General features: G+C 53.9%; 31 protein-coding genes and 1 pseudogene. 4 read left to right on the top strand and 28 right to left on the bottom strand.

Annotation, left to right across the window (positions count from 1 at the left end; all coding sequences use genetic code 11):
* Positions 1-596: 596 nt before the first annotated feature.
* The 15 genes and pseudogenes from WC7_RS27385 to WC7_RS01225 all read right to left on the bottom strand — a co-directional run.
* Positions 597-1,659, bottom strand: a pseudogene (locus tag WC7_RS27385) (phage tail protein); the annotation flags it as partial.
* Complete coding sequence (locus WC7_RS01160) at positions 1,649-2,266, bottom strand: phage tail protein I (protein WP_016155236.1); 618 nt, start codon at positions 2,264-2,266, stop codon at positions 1,649-1,651. The pseudogene WC7_RS27385 and the gene WC7_RS01160, both read right to left, overlap by 11 nt.
* Entirely contained in the window at positions 2,259-3,170 is a 912-nt protein-coding gene (locus tag WC7_RS01165; RefSeq protein ID WP_016155235.1) for a baseplate assembly protein, read from the bottom strand. The genes WC7_RS01160 and WC7_RS01165 overlap by 8 nt, the downstream gene beginning before the upstream one ends.
* Positions 3,167-3,532 (bottom strand): GPW/gp25 family protein, encoded by a 366-nt coding sequence (locus tag WC7_RS01170; RefSeq protein ID WP_016155234.1) that lies wholly within the window; start codon positions 3,530-3,532, stop codon positions 3,167-3,169. Before WC7_RS01170 ends, WC7_RS01165 begins: the two co-directional genes overlap by 4 nt.
* The gene (locus tag WC7_RS01175; protein ID WP_016155233.1) at positions 3,529-4,164 is read right to left on the bottom strand and encodes a phage baseplate assembly protein V; all 636 of its coding nucleotides are present in this window, start codon (positions 4,162-4,164) and stop codon (positions 3,529-3,531) included. The genes WC7_RS01170 and WC7_RS01175 overlap by 4 nt, the downstream gene beginning before the upstream one ends.
* A gap of 181 nt (positions 4,165-4,345) precedes the next feature.
* Positions 4,346-4,978 carry a phage virion morphogenesis protein gene (locus WC7_RS01180; RefSeq protein WP_016155232.1) on the bottom strand — a complete coding sequence of 211 codons (633 nt, stop codon included), beginning with the start codon at positions 4,976-4,978 and terminating at the stop codon, positions 4,346-4,348.
* Complete coding sequence (locus WC7_RS01185) at positions 4,979-5,446, bottom strand: phage tail protein (RefSeq protein WP_016155231.1); 468 nt, start codon at positions 5,444-5,446, stop codon at positions 4,979-4,981.
* Between the two features lie 2 nt (positions 5,447-5,448).
* Positions 5,449-5,985 (bottom strand): DUF2514 family protein, encoded by a 537-nt coding sequence (locus WC7_RS01190; protein ID WP_016155230.1) that lies wholly within the window; start codon positions 5,983-5,985, stop codon positions 5,449-5,451.
* Positions 5,982-6,371 carry a M15 family metallopeptidase gene (locus WC7_RS01195; RefSeq protein ID WP_016155229.1) on the bottom strand — a complete coding sequence of 130 codons (390 nt, stop codon included), beginning with the start codon at positions 6,369-6,371 and terminating at the stop codon, positions 5,982-5,984. The genes WC7_RS01190 and WC7_RS01195 overlap by 4 nt, the downstream gene beginning before the upstream one ends.
* On the bottom strand, positions 6,364-6,693 hold the full coding sequence (locus WC7_RS01200; protein WP_001514729.1) for a phage holin, lambda family: 330 nt from the start codon (positions 6,691-6,693) through the stop codon (positions 6,364-6,366). Before WC7_RS01200 ends, WC7_RS01195 begins: the two co-directional genes overlap by 8 nt.
* A 9-nt stretch (positions 6,694-6,702) precedes the next feature.
* The gene (locus WC7_RS01205) at positions 6,703-6,906 is read right to left on the bottom strand and encodes a tail protein X (protein ID WP_001514728.1); all 204 of its coding nucleotides are present in this window, start codon (positions 6,904-6,906) and stop codon (positions 6,703-6,705) included.
* The gene (locus tag WC7_RS01210) at positions 6,906-7,394 is read right to left on the bottom strand and encodes a head completion/stabilization protein (RefSeq protein WP_001514727.1); all 489 of its coding nucleotides are present in this window, start codon (positions 7,392-7,394) and stop codon (positions 6,906-6,908) included. Before WC7_RS01210 ends, WC7_RS01205 begins: the two co-directional genes overlap by 1 nt.
* 99 nt (positions 7,395-7,493) lie before the next feature.
* Positions 7,494-8,339 carry a phage terminase small subunit gene (gene gpM, locus WC7_RS01215; RefSeq protein WP_016155228.1) on the bottom strand — a complete coding sequence of 282 codons (846 nt, stop codon included), beginning with the start codon at positions 8,337-8,339 and terminating at the stop codon, positions 7,494-7,496.
* Positions 8,340-8,383: 44 nt separating this feature from the next.
* A complete protein-coding gene (locus WC7_RS01220; RefSeq protein ID WP_001514725.1) occupies positions 8,384-9,430 on the bottom strand; it encodes a phage major capsid protein, P2 family in 1,047 nt (348 codons plus the stop codon).
* A 38-nt stretch (positions 9,431-9,468) separates the two neighbouring features.
* Positions 9,469-10,308, bottom strand: coding sequence for a GPO family capsid scaffolding protein (locus WC7_RS01225; protein WP_016155227.1), 840 nt, complete (start codon positions 10,306-10,308; stop codon positions 9,469-9,471).
* Positions 10,309-10,454: 146 nt separating this feature from the next.
* Between WC7_RS01225 and WC7_RS01230 the strand changes: the two genes are divergently transcribed.
* Complete coding sequence (locus tag WC7_RS01230) at positions 10,455-12,170, top strand: terminase large subunit domain-containing protein (RefSeq protein ID WP_032947278.1); 1,716 nt, start codon at positions 10,455-10,457, stop codon at positions 12,168-12,170.
* A gap of 2 nt (positions 12,171-12,172) precedes the next feature.
* The gene (locus WC7_RS01235) at positions 12,173-13,219 is read left to right on the top strand and encodes a phage portal protein (RefSeq protein ID WP_016155225.1); all 1,047 of its coding nucleotides are present in this window, start codon (positions 12,173-12,175) and stop codon (positions 13,217-13,219) included.
* A gap of 382 nt (positions 13,220-13,601) precedes the next feature.
* On the opposite strand, the gene WC7_RS01240 is transcribed toward WC7_RS01235, so the two are convergent.
* The 13 genes from WC7_RS01240 to WC7_RS01295 form a co-directional block, all read right to left on the bottom strand.
* On the bottom strand, positions 13,602-14,282 hold the full coding sequence (locus WC7_RS01240) for a DNA adenine methylase (RefSeq protein ID WP_016155224.1): 681 nt from the start codon (positions 14,280-14,282) through the stop codon (positions 13,602-13,604).
* Between the two features lie 104 nt (positions 14,283-14,386).
* Positions 14,387-14,602 carry a hypothetical protein gene (locus tag WC7_RS01245; RefSeq protein ID WP_016155223.1) on the bottom strand — a complete coding sequence of 72 codons (216 nt, stop codon included), beginning with the start codon at positions 14,600-14,602 and terminating at the stop codon, positions 14,387-14,389.
* A 15-nt stretch (positions 14,603-14,617) separates the two neighbouring features.
* The gene (locus WC7_RS01250) at positions 14,618-17,257 is read right to left on the bottom strand and encodes a replication endonuclease (RefSeq protein WP_016155222.1); all 2,640 of its coding nucleotides are present in this window, start codon (positions 17,255-17,257) and stop codon (positions 14,618-14,620) included.
* Positions 17,258-17,331: 74 nt separating this feature from the next.
* Positions 17,332-17,505, bottom strand: a complete 174-nt coding sequence (locus WC7_RS27035; RefSeq protein WP_016155221.1) for a hypothetical protein — start codon at positions 17,503-17,505, stop codon at positions 17,332-17,334.
* The gene (locus tag WC7_RS01255; RefSeq protein ID WP_003835835.1) at positions 17,502-17,708 is read right to left on the bottom strand and encodes a hypothetical protein; all 207 of its coding nucleotides are present in this window, start codon (positions 17,706-17,708) and stop codon (positions 17,502-17,504) included. The genes WC7_RS27035 and WC7_RS01255 overlap by 4 nt, the downstream gene beginning before the upstream one ends.
* Positions 17,708-18,673 carry a DNA adenine methylase gene (locus tag WC7_RS01260; protein ID WP_016155220.1) on the bottom strand — a complete coding sequence of 322 codons (966 nt, stop codon included), beginning with the start codon at positions 18,671-18,673 and terminating at the stop codon, positions 17,708-17,710. The genes WC7_RS01255 and WC7_RS01260 overlap by 1 nt, the downstream gene beginning before the upstream one ends.
* Positions 18,674-18,683: 10 nt before the next feature.
* Entirely contained in the window at positions 18,684-19,235 is a 552-nt protein-coding gene (locus tag WC7_RS01265) for a 3'-5' exonuclease (RefSeq protein WP_003835831.1), read from the bottom strand.
* Positions 19,232-19,456, bottom strand: coding sequence for a hypothetical protein (locus WC7_RS01270; RefSeq protein WP_003835830.1), 225 nt, complete (start codon positions 19,454-19,456; stop codon positions 19,232-19,234). Before WC7_RS01270 ends, WC7_RS01265 begins: the two co-directional genes overlap by 4 nt.
* 67 nt (positions 19,457-19,523) lie before the next feature.
* The gene (locus WC7_RS01275) at positions 19,524-19,796 is read right to left on the bottom strand and encodes a hypothetical protein (RefSeq protein ID WP_016155219.1); all 273 of its coding nucleotides are present in this window, start codon (positions 19,794-19,796) and stop codon (positions 19,524-19,526) included.
* A 213-nt stretch (positions 19,797-20,009) separates the two neighbouring features.
* Positions 20,010-20,243, bottom strand: coding sequence for a phage filamentation protein Fil family protein (locus WC7_RS01285; RefSeq protein ID WP_016155217.1), 234 nt, complete (start codon positions 20,241-20,243; stop codon positions 20,010-20,012).
* A 12-nt stretch (positions 20,244-20,255) separates the two neighbouring features.
* Entirely contained in the window at positions 20,256-20,429 is a 174-nt protein-coding gene (locus tag WC7_RS27030; RefSeq protein ID WP_016155216.1) for a hypothetical protein, read from the bottom strand.
* Positions 20,419-20,622 carry a DUF4761 family protein gene (locus tag WC7_RS01290; RefSeq protein WP_016155215.1) on the bottom strand — a complete coding sequence of 68 codons (204 nt, stop codon included), beginning with the start codon at positions 20,620-20,622 and terminating at the stop codon, positions 20,419-20,421. Before WC7_RS01290 ends, WC7_RS27030 begins: the two co-directional genes overlap by 11 nt.
* A 12-nt stretch (positions 20,623-20,634) precedes the next feature.
* Entirely contained in the window at positions 20,635-20,916 is a 282-nt protein-coding gene (locus tag WC7_RS01295) for a Cox family DNA-binding protein (RefSeq protein ID WP_016155214.1), read from the bottom strand.
* Positions 20,917-21,026: 110 nt separating this feature from the next.
* Here WC7_RS01295 and WC7_RS01300 point away from each other — a divergent pair, with 110 nt between their 5' ends.
* A complete protein-coding gene (locus WC7_RS01300; protein ID WP_016155213.1) occupies positions 21,027-21,332 on the top strand; it encodes a helix-turn-helix domain-containing protein in 306 nt (101 codons plus the stop codon).
* Positions 21,333-21,401: 69 nt separating this feature from the next.
* The gene (locus WC7_RS01305; RefSeq protein ID WP_016155212.1) at positions 21,402-22,382 is read left to right on the top strand and encodes a phage integrase; all 981 of its coding nucleotides are present in this window, start codon (positions 21,402-21,404) and stop codon (positions 22,380-22,382) included.
* Positions 22,383-22,427: the final 45 nt, after the last annotated feature.

Raw genomic sequence — 22,427 nt, 5'->3', positions numbered from 1 at the left:
GTACCCGACACCGCTATTTGTGGATGCAACATCAATAATTAAACCGCCTGATTGCGCACCACCACCTGCTGTTGCATAGATGGAACCATAGCCACTCACTTTCCTTGCATTTTTGGGAACAATAGCAGCAATAGATAACTCAGTTAGCGTATTAACTGTTGCGGTTGTTGTTATTGCTGTCTGACGGTCAATATTAATAACTCGCCCGTTCTGCGTTCCTGCTTTAAATTTTGATTCTGAAATACCCCAAACACTCACCAGTGCACTGGCGGTATAGTCAGGAGGTAACGATGAACCACCATAAATCTCTGGTGCTTCAGCGGAGGTTGCATTTACCGCAAGCAATGACGACATATCAGTAGTCGGATTATAAATCGCATACAAAGCAACAAATCCTGTTGTCGGAACTGTGCCCGTATCCATCCCGCCAGCCCCTGTTTTCATCAGGTCTACAGATTTATTGAAATTACTCAATCGATACTGGCGTCCATCGCCATCTTCCACAATCAATTCATCTGCTGAGAATGTTGCCGATGCTGACGTAGAGGCGACACTTACTCTTCCATTTCGTACCGCCCCAACCACCCCAGAAAACGATTCTCTCAATTGAAGGTATTGGAGAATGCCGTTAACTGTCTTTCCCGATAAATCAGTTAAAGTGCTATCAAGCGGCTGCTTACCCGCCAGCGCATTCGTTACAGTGGTGGCAAAGTTTGGATCATTTCCCAGCGCTGCCGCCAATTCATTCAGCGTGTCCAGTGCAGCCGGGGATGATGCTACCAGTGCAGCAATTGCTGATTTCACAAATTCCGTTGTGGCAATCTGCGTATTATTCACTGTCTGCGCCGCAGTAGGTGCGGTGGGTGTTCCGGTCATAGCTGGGCTTGCCAGCGGAGCTTTCAACGCAAGAGCGTTGTTAATGGTTGCACTGAAATTAGGATCATTGTTGATTGCAGTAGCAATTTCTTTCAGTGTATCCAACGTGGTGGGCGCACCTCCAATCACAGCAACCAACGCCGCCTGAACAAATGCGGTATTCGCCAGCTGTGTGGAGTTATTACCAGCCGTAGCAGTCGGCGCTGTAGGCGTTCCCGTCAGGGCCGGGCTTGCCTTGGGTGCATATTGTTTATGAGGGTCTGCCGCTGCGATGTGCGCCGCCAGTTGCTGATCTACGAAGGCTTTAACCTGGATTATCTGGTCATCAACATACTGCCGGGTTGCCAGCACCACAGACGGATCAATTTTGAGCGTTACCGCCTGGGTACTGCTGACGATCAGAATGACGCGAATAACCTGCATACGTCCGCTACCTTCCTGCAATAACGGCTTATAGGTTTCAGCGCAGTTCGCCACGGCTATCATGTCGCCGTCGCTGTCATACAGGCCAATCTCACGGATCCACCACCCGCCCACGTCTTCCGGGATCACCTGCTCAGCAATAATCTGGTTGGTGTTTACCGGGTCAATGGTCAGCGTATTGAGCGGCGCGCGGCGCAGCTCATGCACAAGCGCAGTCTGCGCAGGGTTTGGCGTCGGCAGTGCGCCGTTGCCATCCCCTACCGCCATCTGAGTAATTTCAACCTGTTCACCCAATGCCGTAGCGTTCGCCAGCTTCGCGGCCCCGACATTGGTTAGCAGGGCATAATATTTAGTTGCCACTTGGTGAGATCTCCACGGTATCGATCAAATGAATTGCGCTCCCCACATACTCCGCACCGCCAACTGAAATGGTTTCGGGGAAATAGGGATATACGGTCAGCGTGTCGCCCAGATAGGCAGACGCACCAACATAAAGGGGGCCGGTAGTCTGTAAGTGCAGGCTCATGCCCAGCATGTGACGGCTACACGGTTTAACGTCAGCGATCAGCCGCTCAAGCTCCTGATAGGTTTCTTCGCTGATGCCTTCCTCTTCAACGCCAATATCCAGCGTAAACGTGCCTGGGTCGGTGTCGATGTTCCACCACTCGTTAACCCGGATGAAATAGCCGAACGGCTCCACAACGCGGCGCATTGCTCCGGTGGTGCCTTTGTAACGGTGCAGGTAAAACGCATCAGCTATCGCCTTACGCTTCGTTGTCTGGGGCCAGTTCTCATCCCATCTGTCAACGGAGAAAGCCCACGCCAGATAGGGCAGCAGGTCAACCGGGCAGGTATACGGATCCCAGAGCTGGCGCAACGGTACCCGCACTTCCCCCAGAGAGGCGCATGCACGGGCGGCAACACGCTCAAGGCGCGTTGAGCTTGGCGGCGTGAGGGTTTTACTCATCGTAACCCCCAACGGTTATGGTGTAGCCGGTACAATGGGAAGCCTGAGTATCATCAAGCACCATATCCGCAACCGGCTGCGCCAGCTCCACCCGCTGGACACCTTCAACGTGCAGCGCGGCATAAATGGCAGACAGCCGGATATCACGCCCCAGACGACGCTGATCGGCAATGTACGCCTGTAATTTCTGCTCAGATGCCTGACGGATGGGTTCCGACTCCGGCCCCGGATAGATATACAACGTGGCATCAATCTCATAAGGCACGATCTCCGCCGCCTGCACGGTCACGCGATCGGCAACCGGGCGCACCTCTTCGCCATTCAGCGCGCTGGCAACGATATCGATCAGCTCCTTGCTGGCGGTACCGTCACCCTCGCGGGATAGCACAGAGATGGTAACGCAGGCGGGCGTTGGGCTTACGGCAGACACATCAGCAACGCGCCCATCAGCAGACAGGCCGAAAAATTCATATGCCGCCGTTGGCCCGGCGACGCTCAGCCCTTCAAATGCCTGCGGGGTACGGACGCGCAGATCGGCATCCGATTCCATCACCGCAGGCACAGGCGGTACAACGCTGTCATCTTCCGGCGTGATGGTCAGGCGCTCCACGTTGAAATTTGCCGCCAGCTGATCCAGATCGCTGCCCACGGAGTACGCCACCATTACCGCGCGCGCCGCTTCGTTCACGCGCTGGCGTAGCAACAATTCGCGATAACAGTTTTCTTCCAGCAGCATGGTGATCGGCTCAGATTCCAGTGAGAGAGTGCGCCTGATAACGTCCTGCTCATCTTCCGGGTAAAGCGCGATAAACGCCTCTTTACGCTCATTGAACAGCGTTTCAAAGTCCAACGGCTCCACCACTACCGGAGGCGGTAATTGTGAAAGGTCAATTGTTCCGCTCATGCCTGCACCTGCCTGCCGATCGTTATGTCCGTGGTAAAGGGTGATTGGGTATCCGTTCGGCTGGCCTTGATGGTGGCAACCATCTGCCCCGCCCCTGTTTCCGTCAGCACAATATTGGTCAGCGAGATACGCGGCTCCCAGAGGAAAAGCGCGCTGTAAATCGCGGACATAATGCGAAGGCGCGTTACGGCGTTGCCTGGCTGATCAATCAGGTTATTGAGCTGCGAGCCGTAGGCGCGGCGCATAACGCGAGAGCCAACCGGCGTTAGCAAAATGTCATTGATGGACTGAGAAATATGCTCGTTATCGGTGAGCGCTTCGCCGGTTTCGGCGTTCATCCCGCGATATCTTGCGCTGGTCATTGCGGGCCGTCCGTCTGGCTTCCGCCACGTTCTACGCCGCCATGTTTGTGGGTATGCACCACAACGCCATTTGATGTAATGCTGCCGCCGCTATGCTCAACATTGCCGGTCATCTTGCCGCCCTGTTTCATCTCAAACGTGGAGCATGAGAGCTTTTTAGTGCAGATCACTTCCGGCGTATCAAGGGTGATTGAGGTTGTTGCGGTACAGGTCATTTTGGGGGCAGTCGCGGCGATAGAGTCAGAAGCCTCTACGGTTGCACTCTTAATACCAGTAGCAGCCAGTGCGCCGGTTGCCGGGTCATACAGAACCTTCGCCCCGTCAGGGTGCAAAGTAACATTTGACGTTTCACCGTTATCCGGTGGCTTCACACTATCGCTGTACAAGCTGCCCATGATGACGGCATTTTCCAGATCACCGCATGGGGCAAAAAGTAACACCTGCTCGCCCGGTGATGGTGCCCACCATGTAACAGCCGTTCCGGCGCGCAAAGCCGCCCAGCGAATCCAGTCCGTTGTATTCTCTCCCGTTGAGACTCGCGCAACTGGCGGCTCAGCAGCAAGATCAACATCCGTCACCGTACCAATACGGACAAGGTTACAGATCAGGCGATAGAGTTCATTCAGGTTCATAAGCTGGCTTGCGTTATTAAATTTACAGCCAGTTTCATGATCCACGCGCGCGCAAGCAACGCGCTGGCGTTGTCAGGAGTTGGTAACAATGGATGGCGGTACCGGCAGACAATGCCAGCTATGACAGTGGCGGGAAAACGCATCGAGCACCGTCACTTTTAACAGTGCTGCAGGAATGGGGTCAGGGTTGCAGAAAACTGACGATGGTATCCGCCAGCCAGTCAAGATCGCTTTCCGTAAAGCCCAACAATTCACGCGCGGGGTAACGGGTGCGGGCACCGGGAGCCACGGTATCAACCTCACCATACTGGTGAACGCTGGCGATCTCGGCGGTATGCCCGGAGTAACCGACCACGGCGGCGCTGGCGGTACCGTATGCCTTGAGAAAGCGAGCGGTGCGCAGGCGGCGGAACATCTTTTCTTTGCGGGTGGTGGTGCGCTTGGTCTGGTTAAGATGGATCTCAATATAGCGCTGAATATCGCGCTTATAGAACGTGCGCAACGCCCCTTTATCAACATCATAACCGGTGATAGCGCGCTGCTCGCCGCGCCCGGTGGTGCGCCAGTTGCTCAGCTCACGCGTTTCATCTTTCCACAGGAATTTAACCCCGCCCTGAGTACGCAAAATCTTACGGCGGCGCGGCGTATAGCTTTCTCCGCTGGGGTTTTTCTGGCTGTTGATGCGCTGCTGCTGGCGCTTGCGCAGGCCAATAGCCACCTCGCGCGTGAGCTTACGGCGCTGGCCCGGTGCGAGCTGCGCCGCCACGGTTGCCAGATAATCATCAAGGGCATGGAACAGCGGATCAGCGTTCATTTAGTCCGTCCACGTCTCGCCGCTTACCGTATCTTCAAAGACCAGTGACCAGGCACCCAGCTCCGGCCCCGGCATAGGATCAGCGCGATGATGAATAACCGGCTTGCCATCTTCAACTTTGACAACAACCGCCTCACTGGCCTGGATTTTGATGAGCACGTCCATGGTGGAATTGCTCAGGATATCCGCTTCAAAGGTGATACCATCGCGGGCGCGGTCAGGGTTGAATAGCAACTCAGGCTGATACAGGCGCGCCCATGCCAGAATGGGCAGGCTGAGGGAATCCAGCGACTCAGGGTAATCCATCGCCAGCACCTCAATAGTGTACTCGTATTCAAACGAGGCAGAGCGCTGCCCGGTGCTCACCATGCGCCCCTTCTGGACATACACCGCCAGATTATCAGGGTTGTCACGCAACCACGGCACCGCGTGGCTGATGTGTTTACGCAGTAGATCGGGTTTTAACATCGCTATTTCTCCACCGCCTTGCCCCCTGTCAGCGCATCATAAGCCGCTTCACAGGTCAGCCCTCGGATCCTTGCCTGATCAGCAATTGCCGCCAGTTCTCCCGCTCGTTGGTCAGCGCGGCGGAACAGCTCGGCAAGCAGCTCGCTGCCGGTGGTGCCTGTCGCGCTTTCGCTGGCAGTTGCGGCACAGCGGGCGCGTTCACTTGCTGCCAGTCTGGCGGCGAGTTTTGCGGCTTCGTCATGCAGCCCGTCAGAAACAGCGCGGGCATGGTCAGCATCAGCAGCGGCCTGAGCAATCTGCCCCTCAGCCCTTTTCTCAATCGCATCTATTTCACCCTGTCGGCGCTGTTCTTCGGCTCTGGCTTCTGCCTGCCGCTTTGCCAGCGCGGTAGCATCGTCAGCATCCCGCTGTTTCCATTTCAGTGTCCAGGCTGTATTAGCCTTGCTGGCACCAAACCACGAACCAGAAATGAAGGCAGCACCCAGAACTAACGCGACCAGAAGGCCGCGCCAGTGTTGCCTGAGCCAGTTAAGAATCATGCAGGATAAGCCGCATAAGGTAGCTGGAAGTGCGGGCCATCTTTCAGGGTTTTCCAGTCGCCACCCCATTCAACGGGGATATTTAGCTCTTTTCCCGCCTGTTTGAAGGCTTCGGAAATCTGCTGATAATATTTCCAGTCCCATGAACCTGCCGGAGTCGGATACGCAAACACATCAACCGCATGGCCTGAAATATGCCTGCTGTTCATCGTCTGGCTTTTCCCCTCAGCAACAAGCTTTTTTTGCCGCTCTACAGTGCGAAGCCCTTCGGTGATACCAAAATCAACGGCAGAAAGTTGAAGGGCGCGGCGGACGACTTTCACAAGGTCAGCGTTAACACCTTTCAGGTTATTTTCACTTCTCTGACTGAATTTAAATTCACTCATTTCCTTTCGCTCCCCCGATACGGGTTTCAATAAAGCCGGTCACTTTGTTGCGTACCTTGTCAGCCCCCATAAAACCTATGGATGCACCCACGAAGGTAACGGCATTAGACGGCAAGCCCAGATATTCCAGCGAACCGGCAACCGCCAGCGTAACGATCCCGCAGACCAGTGAACCGGTGGCGGTTTTCAGCATTGACTGACCGTCATACAGACTCATAAGCGCCGAAATGCTCAGCGCAGCGCCTGCCGCGTAAAGCGTCGGCAGATAAGTAGCAATCCATTTCATTGTTTGTTCCAGCATCCCCGTAGGTACGTCGCTCATGGCAACCTCTCAATCCCATAGCTGCACGGTTTCCCGCTGGGTGGGTGGTGGTAATTCTGGAAGATAAACAACCTGCCCGGCACTCAGCAGCGGGCCGCTGTCGCACAGCCCCGGATTGGCTTCATGCACGGCTTCGGTTACTCCCGCCGTCCTGCCGTAATACCTCCAGCAGAGTTCATCAACGGTGTCATCCTGCTGCGCCTGCACGTTCATTAGCACAGCTCCGCAAGGCCGCGATCTTCATTCTGGATATCGCGAATAGACCAGCGAACATCACGCCAAAGCGTATCTATCTGGGTGCTGAGCGCCTGCGCGTGGTCATCCCCTTTACTGGTGGTATCAATATCGCGATACCCCTCAATCAGCAGGGCTTTGGTCAGTGACCAGACGGCATTTTTATAGCGCCAGACCTTCACCGATTCACCATTCACCGGATCGGCGGGGATCTCCGCCAGAGTCAGATAACCGGCATCAACCTGAACCTGACGCCACAGAAGAAGCTGATCGTTGACGTGGGCCACTGCCTCAATGGTGCGTGACATAAGGCGATCGGTCGTTACCTGCCCATCAAGGCGCATCGCCCGGCGCAAATCAGCCAGCACAATGACAGGCCAGAAAGGCAGGCTCTCAACCTTTGCGCCGCCATCATCCGGCGCTGGATCTGATGGCGGTCTTACCGGTTCAGTGGCGACCAGGCTCATACAGGACTCTCCATAAGGCAGGCGGTGGACGGTGTGACGCAGTAGAGGCCGGGCCTTACTACGTCACACCGTGCCGCCTGGTGCGCGGGGGCACATTCGTTATGACTTCGCGGTTTTGCGCGTCGTCTTGTTCTTTGCTGCCGTTTTTGCCTGGCTGTTTTTCTGGTTCCTGGCTGCGGTAGTGCGCGGCGCTTTCTCCGGCGCTGCTTTCGCGGCCTCTGGCTTCGCTTCCGGCTGTACCGGTGGCGCATCGCCCTCACCTTCTCCGCCGTTGGCGGCGGTCAGCTTTTTGATATTGCGATCAAGCAGTTCGATATCACGCGCCACGCCAATTTTTGCGTTGAGCCTGATAGCTTCCTGCAAATGCGAGCGGGCAAGCTGCTGGGATTCAACATCCTGATTAAGGCGCACGGTGTACCCCATGGCCTTAAACAACTTGGCCCTTACCTGATCGGGCATATCTTCATGGGTGGTGATGCCGTTCAGTGCGTTGAGGTTGTCAATGCTCACGCTTGCCTTTGCCGGGTTCGCTTTGAAGGCGGCAAGGATGGGATCGCAAATTTCTTCAACCAGTACCGTGGCGGTGGTGCGCTTGTACTGGTCAGGCATCGGGATTTTATGGCGCAGCACGTACTGACCTATCCGCAGCGCCTGCGCAATATCACCGGCATCCGCTGCCCAGATCATCACAGTGGTGATCACTTCATCCGCCTGGCCCGTATCCGCTGCCAGTACGCCATCAATCCACGGCTGGTAATCCGGCAGGCGCTCGCTTTTCAGCTTCGCCTTACCGGCATTCGACTGGATGCGGCTGAGGTCGGCTTTATCCATGCGCAGGCGAAAAAGTATCTGCTCGTATGCAGTTCTTTCGGCGGTGGTTGTCCCGCGATTACTGCGGCGCTCAGCCATCACCCGATCAAAATGTTTTTGTGCTGGTGTTAACATTTATGCCCCCTGAGCAGGCCAGCGCACTGCTGGCCTGCGGCGTCTTATGGTGCTGGTGCTGGCTCGGCGGCGGTGATGCCTTCAATCAGACAGCCATAGCCGTAGTCTTCAATGACGTAGGCATCATTCGAAGAGCTGTACGTTGAGACGCGGTTATACTCCGGCTCTTCAACGATGCGGCGACGGTGCCCGCCTTCCTGCCAGTAGATGGACAGGTTTTCCCAGGAGGTAATGAACATGCTGCCATCAGGGAAGAATGGCGCGATAAATGACGGCAGGTTGCCGATCGTTTTGCGCGATGCAATCAACTGCCCGGCAAGTGCTTCGGAGTTAGGGTTATTGGTGCTTACAGCGTTGATGATCGGGAAGGAACGGTTAACCGTCAGATTACGCCCGGTAATCACCACCAGATCAGGCGAATCCTTGTACCACTCATCCATAAGCGAGTTGACCGCATCAAATACGATGGAGTCATAGTTACCGTAATCACCTTTCGCGATCACCTGGTTGGTGTCGTCACGGCTGGTCACGGTGACATCTTTCATCACGCGCTGGGCCGCGTTAGTGCGGTACTGCTGGAGCCAGCCGATACCACAATCCTGTAACAGCGGGTTGGCGGCGCGGTCTGATTTCTCCGCGTAGCTGGTACCGTTGAAGCCGATCATGATGCGATCGAGAGCAATACGCTTGATGATCTGATTGCTGAGGCGCTGCTGAAAGTCCGGGAATTTTGCCCAGGCATCAAGCTGCGTGTACGGCGTAAAGGTATCGGCGTTCACCTTGTTACAGGTGTATTTATTCGAATCCAGCGCCGCCACAGAGGTAGGCTGACGGCGATCCGTGGTGGAATTGTTGGTACTGGATACCGGGCCACTCACGCCCAGGCCGATTTTTTCACCAGTCTGATCGTTGACGCCGTAAATGTTAATTTTTTTCAGCATCTCAGACGACTGCTGGATCTTATCCTCAAGCGTCTGCTCAACGCTTGGATCAATGCTGTACGCCTTGGTGACGTGGGCAGCGCTGATATGGTTGAGTTCAGCCTGTCGCTGAATGTACTTATCAAACAAATCGCGGGTTGTATTACGCATCTTATTTTCCTTTCCTGAGCCTGACGCACTGAGCCTTATCAGCAATCAGCCAGATGTTGAGTTGATTGACCATCGCCGCCAGTGGCAGGCGGGCGCTGGTTGTACTGCTCGGCGTCCTGGCCTTTCAGTTTCTCTTCCAGCGCTTTGAAGTCCTTACGCAGGCTTTCCAGCTCGGTGGCGTCAGCCTTACCTTTCACCGCAGCAGAAAGCTGGGTTGTACTGTCCAGCAGCTTGCCCTGGCTCTCGGCAATCGCCTCGATAGCCTCACGGTTTTCACCGTTTTGCTGGCTAAACTGCTGCTGCGTACCGCCCAACAGCGCCTTAATACGGGCAAAGAAGTTTTTGCCTTCATCCTGCGGCGGCTGTTCATCTTCAAATTCCATCGTGGATTCAACGGCAGCGGTGAAGAAACAAGCCTGATCGTGCTTACGGGAGGCCAGCGGGTTAACGGTGTTTTTGGCACAAAACTCCATCATTTCCGTGCCCAGGCTGGCAGGGCTATCGGTGCAGGCCAGCCCCATCAAATAGGCTTCGCCGGTATCAGCAAAAGAGGGATGCACTTCAATGCTGTGATAAATCTTCTGGCGGCTCTTTTTCAGGGCAACCAGATCATCAGTGGCATCAACCTGCACATACAGGCCCATTTTGCCTTTCAGCGGCTCCTCGGTGATCTCCTCTGCCTTGACGGCAATAACATCGCCATAAGCACGGAAATCACTGTTTGGTGAGTAGCCCCGGAGGTGCTCCAGATTGACGCGAGCACCGTATACGGTTGGGTTAAAGCGTTGAGCCATCTGCACAATGTGCTGACGCTCCAGCGTCCGACCGTCACAGGTGGCACCCTCGACAGCAACGCGAAATGGTTTTGACTTTGGCATGTCGAAATCCCGAATGAGTGAGTGATATTAACCAGTGCCCCTATCATTCCCGCCGCAGCCGAAACGCGCAAAGCGTTGCCGTTGTTGCCGTTTTCCGACAATGACAACCCGAAGCGACGCGCGCGCGGGCGCGGTACTCTGCCACCATGAAACAGACTTCCCACGATGAGCCACGGATTGCCGCTAAGGTCATGTACTGGCAGGCATACAGCATCACGCAGATCGCCAAATCGATCGGCGTGAGTACCAACACCCTGTATTCATGGCGTCGCCGCGATAAGTGGGACGAGTCCACCGCGCTGGAGCGTGTACAGGATCGGATGCAGGTGCGGCTGTTACGCCTGACGGAAAAGCCAGACCTGACGGCGCATGACTTCAAAACCATTGACCTGTTAACCCGTCAACTGGTGCGGATGGAGCGCGAAGAGCACCGCAGCGAAGAGAAAAGCCGTGAGAAGAAGCCGAAAAACCACTTTACGGAAGAGCAGATCGGGGATCTGCGTGCTCTGGTGCTGGATTCGCTCTACGAGCATCAAAAACGGTGGTACAAGCAGCGCGAACGCCGCAACCGCTTTATCCTCAAATCGCGCCAGATTGGTGCCACCTGGTACTTTGCCCGCGAAGCACTTTTACGGGCGCTGGAAACCGGCAACAACCAAATCTTTTTGTCAGCCAGCCGCGCCCAGGCGTTCCAGTTCAAGAAGTTCATCCAGCTACTGGCGGCGCAAGTTGGCGTTGAGCTGAAAGGCGGCGACGCCATCACCCTGAGCAACGGCGCAACGTTCTACTTTCTCGGCACCTCAGCAGCGACGGCACAGAGCTACACTGGCGATCTATATCTGGATGAAGCATTCTGGATTAACAATTTCCTTGAGCTGCGCAGAGTCGCCGCAGGTATGGCAACCCATGAAGGGCTGCGCCGTACCTACTTTTCCACACCATCCACGGAGGAGCATGAGGCTTATGCCTTCTGGACTGGCGACCTGTTCAACAAGGCAAGGCCCAGAGGTGAACGGGTAGAAATAGACGTCAGCCACAAGGCGCTGAAAAACGGCAAGCTGGGCGGTGATGGGATCTGGCGGCAGATTGTCACCATTGAAGACGCGGTAAAACTCGGCTTCAACCTGGTGAAAATTGAAACCATCAAGATGGAGAACTCCCCGGAAGAATACGACAACCTCTATCGTTGCCGCTTCGTTACTGCGGGAGAGCGCGCCTTTAACTACAACGCCATGATCGGCTGCTGCGTTGATGGCTTCAACGATGATGTATGGCCCGACTGGAACCCCTTCGCCCCCAGACCGATAGGCGATCGCGGGGTATGGGTAGGCTATGACCCCAACGGGGGAAGCGGTAACGGTGATTCTGCCGGGCTGGTCGTCATCGTTCCGCCAGCGGTACCGGGCGGCAAGTTCCGCATCATTGAACGCATCCAGCTTCGTGGGATGGAGTTTGAGGAGCAGGCAAAGGCCATTCAGGGGTTGACGGAGCGTTACAACGTCCAGCACATCGCGATTGATGCCACCGGTATTGGTGATGCCGTCTGGCAACTGGTGATCAAGTTCTTCCCGCTGGCGGTGAAATACCAGTATTCCGCCCCACTCAAGCGCGCCATGGTACTGAAAGCGCTCATGCTGATCCGTGCCGGTCGTCTGGAGGTGGATGCGGGAATGCTGGATCTCGTTCAGTCATTTATGACGGTTCGCAAGGTGCAGAAAGGCGGGGTAATGACCTACGTTTCCGACCGCAAACGCGGCAGCAATCACGGCGATCTTGCCTGGGCATCTATGACAGCCTTGTATAACGAGCCGATCGGCAGCGAAAGCGGCGGCGGTAATGATAGTTTTGTAGAGGAGTTTTAAACGTGAGCCGCAAAAAGCAAAAGTTTCAGGCCAGACCGCAGCAGCAAGCCAGCGGCGAAACCGCAGGCATTGAGTCATTCAGCTTTGGCGACCCGGTAGCCATCACCGATCGCAGTATGTTGCTGGATTGCATGGAGTGTGCTGATAACGGCGTGTATTTTGAACCACCGATCAGCCCCTACGGCATCGCCCGGATGTTTGATTCAACGGCCTATCATCAGTCGCCGCTGGTCTTTAAGCGCAATGTGATCACATCCTGCTACATCCCTCACCCGCTACTGAGCAGGCAGGAAATGAGCGCGTGGGTGCTGGATTATCTGGTATTCGGCAACAACTACATGGAGGTGCGCCGTAACATGCTGGGCGAACCTATCGCGTTGAAACATGCCCAGGCTAAATATACCCGGCGCGGCAGCGACCTGAAAAAAGATCAATACTGGTTTATCACCCGTCGCGATGCAGACTACCCATTCAAGCCGGGCAGCATCTGCCAGATAAAAAACCCCAGCATTCACCAGGAGATCTACGGCGCACCTGAATACATGGCCTCGTTACAAAGTGCCATGCTCAACAGTGAAGCGACCATGTTCCGCCGTAACTACTACATCAACGGCAGTCACGCCGGGGTAATCGTCTACCTGACCGACCCGATCGCCAACAACAAAGATGTTGAGAGCCTGAAGAAGTCATTGAAGGATGCACGCGGCGGCGGCGCTTTTAAAAACCTGTTCGTATACGCAGCAGGCGGGAAGAAAGACGGCTTGCAAATCCTGCCATTCAGCCAGATAGCGGCAAAGGATGAGTTTACCGGCATCAAGGACGCAACGCGGGATGATATGCTTGCCGCGCACCGCGTCCCGCCTCAACTGATGGGGGTGATGCCAGGCAACGCCGGGGGGTTTGGTGACGTGGAGAAAGCCGCCCGCGTCTTCTCCATCAACGAGCTGACGCCGATACAAGAAAGCCTGAAAGAGCTGAATGACTGGCTGGGCTTTGAGGTGATCCGCTTTAACCCTTACGCCCTCGCAACCCCATCAACAGCCGCCTGACCATTCAAAAAGATTGATGCCCCACCCTGCCAGAAGGTGGACGCAGCCAGCCCGAAGGCCAAACGCCATACAAGCCCCTCAGCGCCACGCTGGCAGGGGCTTTTCTTTTCCATCCCCTCACCCGACCACAACGCAACCGCATCAAAACAGGGCCGCACAGACGCGAAAAACGGTATGAACAGGTATACCCTCCTTACCCCCTCAGCGCGCGATGGTTCCCCCGCCTCGCCCGCACACAAAACCCCCGTCTTTTTGTGCAAACTTGCAGATCACGGCAGGCCGCGCCGCGTCTGGGCTTGTCTGGCAAAAGTACTATCAAAAAAATTGTGCAAACGTGCGCGTAATTTTGCACCCAAAACGCGCACTTTCTGAAAGCGAGGGCTTAACCGGCATCAACCTCATTGAGCGCCGCCATAATTGCCAGCCTCTCAGCAGGCGGTAAAGCCGCATATTTCGCGCGCCAGCGCTCAACTTTCCGCTTAATGCGGCTGCGATCGTTGTAATCTTTGCCAGCAAAAGCATGGGAATATGCCCGCCCTTCGCCGTAGTTCATCCAGATTTTTTCTGTTCTCACCCCGCCGCGCGTCATGGCCTGAAATTCCATACTGCGCCAGCCCGCTAACGTTTCGTCATAAAGCTGCGACGGATAGCCAGACAGGATCACGCTGACGTTTTCCGGCAGGCTCATGAGGCAGGCTAACAGACGCTCATGATCGGCAACGGTATATTCATGACGGTAGCGGGCGCGACTGGTGCGCGTTTCAGGCATGTAAGGCGGATCAGCATAGATAAGAACGCGACCGGCGCGATAAAAATCATAATCGTTCAGATAGTCCACCGCATCACGGCACACCAGATCTATGTAAAGCCTGTTATGCCTATGTGCGAACTCTTTTAACGGTTCCGCATCAATATCAATACCAACATTGTGCATAGCTGGCGGCTTGCGTAGCATCACCGCCCCACTGCCCAGGTGGGTTTCAATGTAAGTATCATGCGGCGGCATCTCGGCAATAATCTTTTGATAAACCCCACTCGCCGCTTTACTTCCCAGATAGCTCATAACTTTCTTGCTCCAAAAAAAACAAACCTGCAGCACCGCCAAAAATGACGGCGCTCGATAGAATGGCCAGCACAGCCAAAAGTGACCATGGCAGACCAGCGCTCTCACAGCTTCATCAGGTTTTTGATCACAATCCTGGTGACAAGGCTGTTGGTCTGCTTAGCTTTTTCCAGGATATAAGCGCAATGCTGGTCTTTAAGCTCCTCTGGGTTGACACATTGCCCCGCCCCATGCTCAACGGTTACTGATCCATTGCCGTTATAAACAATGTGCCCTTCTGCGTCGTACCCTTCGAAGTAGCTGATATAACTTGATTTCATTTTCGCTCCTTAGCATCAATCCCGGCTTTTTCGTTTAGCCGCCTTCTTCCAGCGCGTGACCAGGTCACACACCGCCATGTATTCAGACGTCGGTTTATCTTTCTCACCGGCACGCCATGCCTTCACTTCCTGCAACCGGCCATTGCTCATGGCGATCAGTCCGCCGCCATGGCGAACGCGGGCGCCGCCAGCAACCGACCTCACAACGTCATCGCTGACGAAAATCCTGCAACTACGCAGCTGAGCGCCGATGCTGGCGATGGTTTCCTGGCTAACGCCGTCTTGTTTCGCAGCATCCCTTTGCTGTACCTGTCGCAGTGCCGCTTCGGCTTTTTTCTTCTGGTATTCCGCAACTGCGGCGGCATAGTTATCCGCACGCCGCTCCGCTTCGACCCGCAGTTGTTCGCGCCAACGCTGTTCTGCCTCTTCCGGTGTCAGGCTCATATCTTTCGCAGCGGCCACTTTTGGCCCCCACGTCAACGCAGTTTCATCATCAACAGACGTGCGCAGGCCGCGCGCGGTACGATCGAAGGCTTGATCTGAGCTTTCGCGGCCAAAGTTTTTCAGTCTGCTGGTGATTTCCTGCCGCTGCTGGCGTGAATATCGGCGCAAATCTTCGATATTCAGCGGAAGTTCTGTCATTTGACTGTCCGGGTGATCAATACCGGCATGCATCGCCGGTTTTGACGGTGTGGTACCAGCTGGCACCGCCACTTTTAACGGTGGTTTTTCGTCCGTTCCGGAGCGCTCCGTACAGTTATTGACAGAACTCCGAGGGGCCGCTGCGCGGCCTTCTAAGGTCAAAATCTCGACCGGCGACGGCTTACGCTTCGGCACAATCTTGTAATCGGTGGTGCGGGTGAAAATGACTGATTCGCTGCCCGTATAAGGGCAATAAACGCCAGTAATTTTGGCGACCGTGTCACCATAATCATTGCCGTTTTCGGTGAATTCATAGTTAAGGCGAACGCGCAGGCAATCGCGCGCGACAAAGGGGCCACCCTGAGCGTTGGTGTATCCCGGCCAGTCTGGCGCATCGGCTGCTGCACGCGCTGCCTCAAGTTCCGGATGTAATACAAGCTCGCGACTACCTATCCGGCGCAATTCGCGCCAGGTGGTAACGGGAGCACCGCCAATCTGCTGAAACTGGCGGATGTTCCAGCGTGAAGCCCAGGCACGTACACGCTTTGCCATCTCCCTGACCGGCTGGCCTGACTCAAGATCCACTTCACCATCCATGCCGTAGCCATCGATGTTTTTCGAAATGTATTTCGCGATATAGCCTGTTGCAGACCCAAATTGCTCATCCATCGGCGTAACGGTAAAACGGTGCTCTGAAGCACCTTTCTCGTTACCGTCCTCTTTCATGGCGTGTTTGCGGAAAATGGCTGTTGCATACTCTACTTCCTCAGGACGGAGGAAAAGCAACAGATGCCAGTGAGGGGTTCCATCGTGGTGAGGCTCTGCAACACGAAAACCAAACGTGCGAATACCTTCGCGACTCCATTTGGCTCTGACGCGCGCCCAGACATTGCAAAGGTATTTTTGCGTCTGACGCGGGCTGGCGTGCTGGTACTTATCGTTTCGTCTGCCTGACTGGACATGCGTTGAGTGGTAACGCGACGGCGCTGTCAGCGTGTAGAACATGCCAACCAGCCCCATTTCATTCGCCATATCCTCAAACCCGCGCATGCGCACCATCAGCTCATGCCGCGCGATCTTCGGGTTGGAAACGCTACCCATCACCTTATCCAGTAATGAGCTGCGCTCGCCGGTGTCCTGGTCTTCCAGTTCCATCGCCTGAAGGAATTCGAAGTTCGCTTTTTTCTGCGCCACCCATTCCCTGAAGCAGGGATCAGAGCAATATGGTGAAGCCACTTTGCTGACGTAGCCGGTCGCGATCATTAGATGTTCGCGCCAGCAGTCATGGATGCGGCGGATTTTGTTAAGCCACCATTTTTCGGAATGAAGTCTGCCAGCGGCACGCAGGGCCTCGTCGGCGTCCAACTCTTCATCGCAATAACGCGCCCATCCGGGGATCGCGATATTGAGCGTCGCCGCTTTGCTCGCTATAGCCCCATACGCGTAAATCGACGAAAAATCGAGATCGGATGTTTGCTCATACTGAAAATCAAACTCGCGCATAAACTCGCTTTTCATCAGATTCGCAAGCTTATACGCCAGTCTTTTCAGGCGTTTTTTGTCTGCCCATGGCAACAGGTGGAAGTCATCGCGCAGTGGGAGAAGGATCGCCGGGAGCGTACTTTGTGGGAGGTATTGCGCGTTAACCGCATCAACACGGCGTAAAACATGCCGCTCAAACGTACCGAACAGCCAGCGCACAACGTCTTTTGGCTTGCTGCGTTCGAGGTTTTCAAGGTGCTGCGAGAAGCGCTTACGGATAAACGCCGGGAGCGCCTGCACCCGGCGGCGGAGGTAGTTAGCGCGGCCATTGCGATCAAATGCCTCACGCGCCTCGCCCTCGCGCGGGCGCAATGGTGCGCGGTAGACCGTATCAACCAGATCGCCATAAGCGAGCGCTCTGCGCTCGCCTTTCGGTGTCAGATACTCAATGGCTGAACTTTCGGTTTTATGGGGGTTGATGGCCTGCCGTTTGGTATTCCATTCCCATGCTAGCGCGGCTAGATCAGACATAACTCACCGTCGCCATATAAGCACTTATGAATGCCGCCGCCGCTTCGTTGTAATAAGCCGTCATCGCGCACCACCTACACCGTCACGGTGTCGCCGGGCTTAACCTGCCGGGCGTCTTTTTCGGTATCACGGATAATGGTCGTGCTGCTGTACCTGCCCCAGCTCAACACCTCCACCTCAACGATCCAGAAATGGCGGTATGGGCGAACGTCGAGCACGCGAGTGATCACTGCATCAACTGTGTTCATCGGGTGGCGACCTCCCGAATCTCTTCGATTGAATCAAGCAGCAGTCGACGGCGGGTACGTTCGGCAAAGTGACGTTTGCCAGTGTCTTTCCGGTAGCACTCTGTTTTACCGACTACCCACATGGATTCCGTCTGGTGCAACTTCTTGCGCTGCGGCCCGTCTTTGGTAATAACTATGCCCGTATGAGTCTTTTTGATGGTCATCAGAAAGGCTCCTGTGTTTCACAGCCTTTGGCAGGGTCGAATCCTAAAAACATCTCGTCGTAAGTCGCATTCCCCATTACCGGGCCACAATCCGGGCAGAAACCACCGCCAGCACGGCCGCAACCATCACACACGCGAAGAACGCCAATAACTTCGCCAGCCATATCGCGACTTTTGGCGCTAACAGAGCGACGAACGCTGAGGGCGTGGAGATTGAAAGCGGAATAGATCTCGCGGGTTTCCGGGGTATCGCTGTTGGAGATCACCGATCGCGTGTCGTGCTGGCGATTAACATCAAGCAGGATTGAAACAAGCGCGCGGTGGTCATCTAACGTGAACGGCTTGCCGTAGGCGGTGAAATTGGCTGTTTTGCTGGTCGGGATGTACGGCGGATCGCAGTAAATTACAGAATCAGTGCTGTTCTTCGCGATGTATGGAATGGAGGTGCGAAAGTCATTACAAAGAAAGATTGCGTGAGTGTCCCGCGCCTTTTCGGCAAACATGCGCATTTCAACTTCTGGAAAATAGGGTGCCTTGAAGCTGCCAAACGGGACATTGAAGCCGCCCTTTTTATTCGTACGATACAGGCCGTTGTAGCAATGACGATTCAGGTACAAGAAAGACGCCGCCCACAACGTCGCGTAACAATCCCTTTCCGAGTCATCCCATGACAGAGTATTGAACTGGTCACGCTCGCCGTAATACCAGCTTTTACTGTTGCCGTGCTTGAACATGTCCCTAGCAACAGCGATCAGGCGCTCTGTGTCATCCCTCAACTGAAGAAAGAAGTTAATCAGCGCGCGATTGCTATCGCAGAGAACATAACGGCGGTAATCCGTATTCATAAATACGGTACCGCTGCCAACGAATGGCTCAATCAGACAATCGGCCTTCGGCAAGTGCTCCAGCAGCTGCGGCATAACGCGAGTTTTACCGCCCGCCCATTTGATTGGTGATCTGATCATTATCTTGCCCTCACAACGATTCGAGGTGTGGGGAAGTCAGGCGTTGCCAGACCTCGCAAACCTGCTCCGCCCGATATACGGCATCGGTCAGCATGTAGGTTGCCGTTGAGCGACGCGGATGCGGCGTATATCCGGTGACACCGGCGATATGGATTAACGTTGAGAGATGGCGAATTTCGAAAGGAGGTATAACCTGCTCTGGGATGCCATAACGGTGGAGAGCATGAGCCAGCGTAGCCACATCAGCTGAATTGCCCGCAGACCAGCAATAGAGTTTTTCGTGTTTTGATGCGGTGGTATTAATAAACCGGCAGGCGGACCGTATGGCGTCAATCTCGCTGCAAGTTGCACTGATAACTTCAGCGCGCTGCGCGTTATCTCCCTTCATGAGCTGCAAAACAGCCTCAGGATAAATGCCCCCTACCGTCCTGATATTTATGGCGCGATAGAACTGCGGACCAATCTGACCTGTCGAGGGCTCGAAGAAAACGCACTCAATAGCAAAGATCGGCGAATCAGGCGCTTTCCCCAGCGCGCGAATATCTAACATGAAGTTATTCATTGTTTGTTACCCTCGTTAATGGTTAATTCGCGGCTGACGATCCACCGCTCGACTGATGAATAAATCTCTTCTGGTGTGGCGCTTTCCTTTTTCAGCTGGCCGACAAAAATACGAAGCAACCCCAAAAGGTGAGCGCGTTCGTGTTTTCGTGCATTGGTGCTTATCTCTACAAACTCCGGATCACTTATTTCGCTATCCAGCTTTATTGACTTAATCGACATGCAACCTCCTGAAAAAGGCAAAACGAATCCCCGGCAAAATGAATGCCGTTAATTTAAGCCTTCTTAATTAGTGGTTAGGGCGAGGTTTTCTTTTAACTTGTTTAAACAACCTTTCGTGCCAGTAATAAAGAAAATCAATAAAAGTCATTCGCGCCCGCGCATGATTCCCGCGAATTGTTTTTTCAAGACCATAAATGATTAAATCAATTGATGGGCTGTCAGGAGTTACAACAATGCGCGCACCATTTTTTAAATTAACAGTAAAGCCTTTCTCCGCGTTTTCTACCGCTTCGCGAATAAGCATTTCCCGTTCCCACGATGTTTTCTCTTCTGTAAACATATAAACCTCATGGTTTGTTTGGTGGCATATATGGTTCAGCAACTACATCCAGTTCTGCCACTCTTTTAGCGGCATAGACCAGCTCGTTATCACTCAGGCCAAGAAGCGATTGAATCCGCAGTAGCGCAAGTTCCGCCTTTGCCACTCTAACTCTTCGAGCTTTCCGCATTGCTTGCTGGGTAGCTTGCGAAAGCTGGTGCGCTCCGATCAGACTCATTTGCAGCCACACTTTTTAAAAAGGTGGATTACAGCACTCAATAAACCCTTATTTATTTTTGCCGTATAAACAAACGGTTTATTCATTTCTTTAATAAAACGAACCTTATTAGGTTCTGGCTTAAAGAAACGTCCGTCAGGAGTTTCAATCCATCCGCGAGTGTTACTGTAATGCGTAACCTGACAACCATGCTTTAACAGGCTGGCAAGTGACGGCGTGTTATCGTTCATAAAATGCCCCTATTACAATTGTCTTCGCGCCTTGCGCTCCACTTCTTCACGTCGAGACCTAAATTCAGATAATGCTTTATCTTTTTTCTGGTTTATCTTTTTACAGTGCATTCTTATCAGGAACTGAATCAGGCTCAAAACAAACACAGCAAAAATAAAAATCCCGATAGCCATTTCAAGTTTCATTTCTCCCACCATTTTTTAGCTTATCAATTGTTTTCATTGCTTCGGCTAAAGCAAAATCACGCCCTAAATAATTCCCATCATTTAAAACGCTATATGCCGTTTTCATCGTAATGGCATTGCGCGGGCATTTATGAATGGTGAAGCCACGATAAATATAACTATGGCGGCTTAATTGTATTAACTGGCCCGTCATCTCATCGACTCCTTACAGACCAATCCACAGCAGCCAGGCATCACGCTGCTCTTTTGGGCGGTTGAAAAATGCTTCACGCATGGCGCGGTTAAATTCTGGGATGAAGATCCAATTTTCAGATCGACCATTCAGGGCTTCCGGGTTCTTCATCGGAACCACTGGCAACTTACCATCTCGCACCATATCACCCACTGCGCTGGCTGATTTACCGATCATTTCGGCAAATTTCGGAGTTGGCACCGCGTCCACAGGGTGGCGCAATTCAATGTAGCCCTCTGGGTATTTGTCTTTCATGTGTAATAATCCTCTTCGATGTTCAGCCGCTTATAGCTGACTGTAGCCGCCTTAGGCGGTGTCTTAAATGGATTACATGTAATCCCAACATTGAGGAGTTTAGATCACTTATGATCCAAAAAACAAGCATCGGTGAAAAAATCATGCTTATGAGAAAAGCCGAAGGACTATCCCGTAGAGAAATGTCTGAGATAACAGGCATTTCAGCTAACAACCTGAAAAACTACGAAGCTATAGGGAGGCAAATACCCGGCGACTACTTAGCATTGATTCTCGAAAATCCGCGATTTGAGAAATACACCCTATGGCTCATGACCGATAAAACCGCACCAGCAGCGGGGCAGGTTTCCCCGGCTCTCTCCCCTGATGGGCAAGGCAAAACAACATCGCGCCAATCAAGGCCGAAGGCTGGTTAAAAATCTGGTTTTTCTTTGCGCTAGAACACACGGCGCAAAACGACAATCGCACTACTGGAGGGCTTCGCTATGTCGATTAAGAAGCTCGAAGGTGGTCAATACGAAGTAGACGTGTACCCGCGCGGGCGTAACGGAAAACGCATCCGTAGGCGGTTTGATAAGAAACAAGAAGCTGTACTTTTTGAGCGTTATGTATTGGTCAACGCCGACAAAAAAGAATGGCTTGGCGCGAGCGTAGATCGCCGCACCTTAAGCGAATTGTTAGAAGCCTGGTGGTTGCTATACGGGCAGACGTTGGAAAATGGCGAAATTGAGAAACGGCACCTGAACAAAACGATCAGGGCGTTGGGAGATCCGGCCGTTAACCGGTTAAGCAAACGCACGATAGCGCAGCACCGAAGCCAACGGCTGGAGGACGGGATCAGCGCAGCCACGATTAATCGTGATATCTATCGGCTTTCCGGCATGTTCAGCGCGTTGATCAAGATGGAAGAGTTCAGGAAGGAAAACCCTTGCAAGGGTCTGGAACCGCTGAAAGAAACACCGCCCGCCATGACCTATCTAACGAAGTCAGAGATCGGCAGGCTGCTGGAAACTTTGACCGGTGACGATCGGCGCGTAGCTCTGGTATGTCTCAGCACTGGCGCACGATGGGGAGAGGGCAGCACGCTGCGAGGTGAACAGGTTAACCACGGGCGCGTGACCTTCCTTAAGACCAAAAATGGGAAAAATAGAACGGTTCCGATATCGGAAGCGCTGGAGGAAGAGATCAAGACCAGCGACACGGGGCCGCTGTTCAAAGTTGACTATGAAAACTTCTGCGAACGGCTCAGAAAGGTAAAGCCCGATCTACCACGTGGTCAGGCCACGCATGTGCTTCGGCACACGTTCGCAAGCTGGTTCATGATGAACGGGGGGAACATTATTGCGTTACAGCAGATTCTGGGGCACGCAAGCATACAGCAGACGATGGTTTATGCTCACCTTGCCCCCGATTATCTCAAGCACGCAGTAACGTTAAACCCGCTGGGTGGAGGGCTGGCGATTTGACTACACGTTGTCTACGCCCATAAACACTATAACCCGTTGTAGCAG

Origin of the sequence: Citrobacter sp. KTE151 (genome assembly GCF_000398845.1) — a bacterium.
GTDB lineage: Bacteria > Pseudomonadota > Gammaproteobacteria > Enterobacterales > Enterobacteriaceae > Citrobacter > Citrobacter braakii.
This window is presented reverse-complemented; position numbering and strand designations above follow the sequence as displayed.

What these genes read in the sequence shown, in the direction of transcription:
- WC7_RS01160 (WP_016155236.1), bottom strand. Translation starts at nt 2,266, where the DNA reads ATGAGTAAAACCCTCACGCCGCCAAGCTCAACGCGCCTTGAGCGTGTT.
- WC7_RS01165 (WP_016155235.1), bottom strand. Translation starts at nt 3,170, where the DNA reads ATGAGCGGAACAATTGACCTTTCACAATTACCGCCTCCGGTAGTGGTG.
- WC7_RS01170 (WP_016155234.1), bottom strand. Translation starts at nt 3,532, where the DNA reads ATGACCAGCGCAAGATATCGCGGGATGAACGCCGAAACCGGCGAAGCG.
- WC7_RS01175 (WP_016155233.1), bottom strand. Translation starts at nt 4,164, where the DNA reads ATGAACCTGAATGAACTCTATCGCCTGATCTGTAACCTTGTCCGTATT.
- WC7_RS01180 (WP_016155232.1), bottom strand. Translation starts at nt 4,978, where the DNA reads ATGAACGCTGATCCGCTGTTCCATGCCCTTGATGATTATCTGGCAACC.
- WC7_RS01185 (WP_016155231.1), bottom strand. Translation starts at nt 5,446, where the DNA reads ATGTTAAAACCCGATCTACTGCGTAAACACATCAGCCACGCGGTGCCG.
- WC7_RS01190 (WP_016155230.1), bottom strand. Translation starts at nt 5,985, where the DNA reads ATGATTCTTAACTGGCTCAGGCAACACTGGCGCGGCCTTCTGGTCGCG.
- WC7_RS01195 (WP_016155229.1), bottom strand. Translation starts at nt 6,371, where the DNA reads ATGAGTGAATTTAAATTCAGTCAGAGAAGTGAAAATAACCTGAAAGGT.
- WC7_RS01200 (WP_001514729.1), bottom strand. Translation starts at nt 6,693, where the DNA reads ATGAGCGACGTACCTACGGGGATGCTGGAACAAACAATGAAATGGATT.
- WC7_RS01205 (WP_001514728.1), bottom strand. Translation starts at nt 6,906, where the DNA reads ATGAACGTGCAGGCGCAGCAGGATGACACCGTTGATGAACTCTGCTGG.
- WC7_RS01210 (WP_001514727.1), bottom strand. Translation starts at nt 7,394, where the DNA reads ATGAGCCTGGTCGCCACTGAACCGGTAAGACCGCCATCAGATCCAGCG.
- gpM (WP_016155228.1), bottom strand. Translation starts at nt 8,339, where the DNA reads ATGTTAACACCAGCACAAAAACATTTTGATCGGGTGATGGCTGAGCGC.
- WC7_RS01220 (WP_001514725.1), bottom strand. Translation starts at nt 9,430, where the DNA reads ATGCGTAATACAACCCGCGATTTGTTTGATAAGTACATTCAGCGACAG.
- WC7_RS01225 (WP_016155227.1), bottom strand. Translation starts at nt 10,308, where the DNA reads ATGCCAAAGTCAAAACCATTTCGCGTTGCTGTCGAGGGTGCCACCTGT.
- WC7_RS01230 (WP_032947278.1), top strand. Translation starts at nt 10,455, where the DNA reads ATGAAACAGACTTCCCACGATGAGCCACGGATTGCCGCTAAGGTCATG.
- WC7_RS01240 (WP_016155224.1), bottom strand. Translation starts at nt 14,282, where the DNA reads ATGAGCTATCTGGGAAGTAAAGCGGCGAGTGGGGTTTATCAAAAGATT.
- WC7_RS01245 (WP_016155223.1), bottom strand. Translation starts at nt 14,602, where the DNA reads ATGAAATCAAGTTATATCAGCTACTTCGAAGGGTACGACGCAGAAGGG.
- WC7_RS01250 (WP_016155222.1), bottom strand. Translation starts at nt 17,257, where the DNA reads ATGTCTGATCTAGCCGCGCTAGCATGGGAATGGAATACCAAACGGCAG.
- WC7_RS27035 (WP_016155221.1), bottom strand. Translation starts at nt 17,505, where the DNA reads ATGAACACAGTTGATGCAGTGATCACTCGCGTGCTCGACGTTCGCCCA.
- WC7_RS01255 (WP_003835835.1), bottom strand. Translation starts at nt 17,708, where the DNA reads ATGACCATCAAAAAGACTCATACGGGCATAGTTATTACCAAAGACGGG.
- WC7_RS01260 (WP_016155220.1), bottom strand. Translation starts at nt 18,673, where the DNA reads ATGATCAGATCACCAATCAAATGGGCGGGCGGTAAAACTCGCGTTATG.
- WC7_RS01265 (WP_003835831.1), bottom strand. Translation starts at nt 19,235, where the DNA reads ATGAATAACTTCATGTTAGATATTCGCGCGCTGGGGAAAGCGCCTGAT.
- WC7_RS01270 (WP_003835830.1), bottom strand. Translation starts at nt 19,456, where the DNA reads ATGTCGATTAAGTCAATAAAGCTGGATAGCGAAATAAGTGATCCGGAG.
- WC7_RS01275 (WP_016155219.1), bottom strand. Translation starts at nt 19,796, where the DNA reads ATGTTTACAGAAGAGAAAACATCGTGGGAACGGGAAATGCTTATTCGC.
- WC7_RS01285 (WP_016155217.1), bottom strand. Translation starts at nt 20,243, where the DNA reads ATGAACGATAACACGCCGTCACTTGCCAGCCTGTTAAAGCATGGTTGT.
- WC7_RS27030 (WP_016155216.1), bottom strand. Translation starts at nt 20,429, where the DNA reads ATGAAACTTGAAATGGCTATCGGGATTTTTATTTTTGCTGTGTTTGTT.
- WC7_RS01290 (WP_016155215.1), bottom strand. Translation starts at nt 20,622, where the DNA reads ATGACGGGCCAGTTAATACAATTAAGCCGCCATAGTTATATTTATCGT.
- WC7_RS01295 (WP_016155214.1), bottom strand. Translation starts at nt 20,916, where the DNA reads ATGAAAGACAAATACCCAGAGGGCTACATTGAATTGCGCCACCCTGTG.
- WC7_RS01300 (WP_016155213.1), top strand. Translation starts at nt 21,027, where the DNA reads ATGATCCAAAAAACAAGCATCGGTGAAAAAATCATGCTTATGAGAAAA.
- WC7_RS01305 (WP_016155212.1), top strand. Translation starts at nt 21,402, where the DNA reads ATGTCGATTAAGAAGCTCGAAGGTGGTCAATACGAAGTAGACGTGTAC.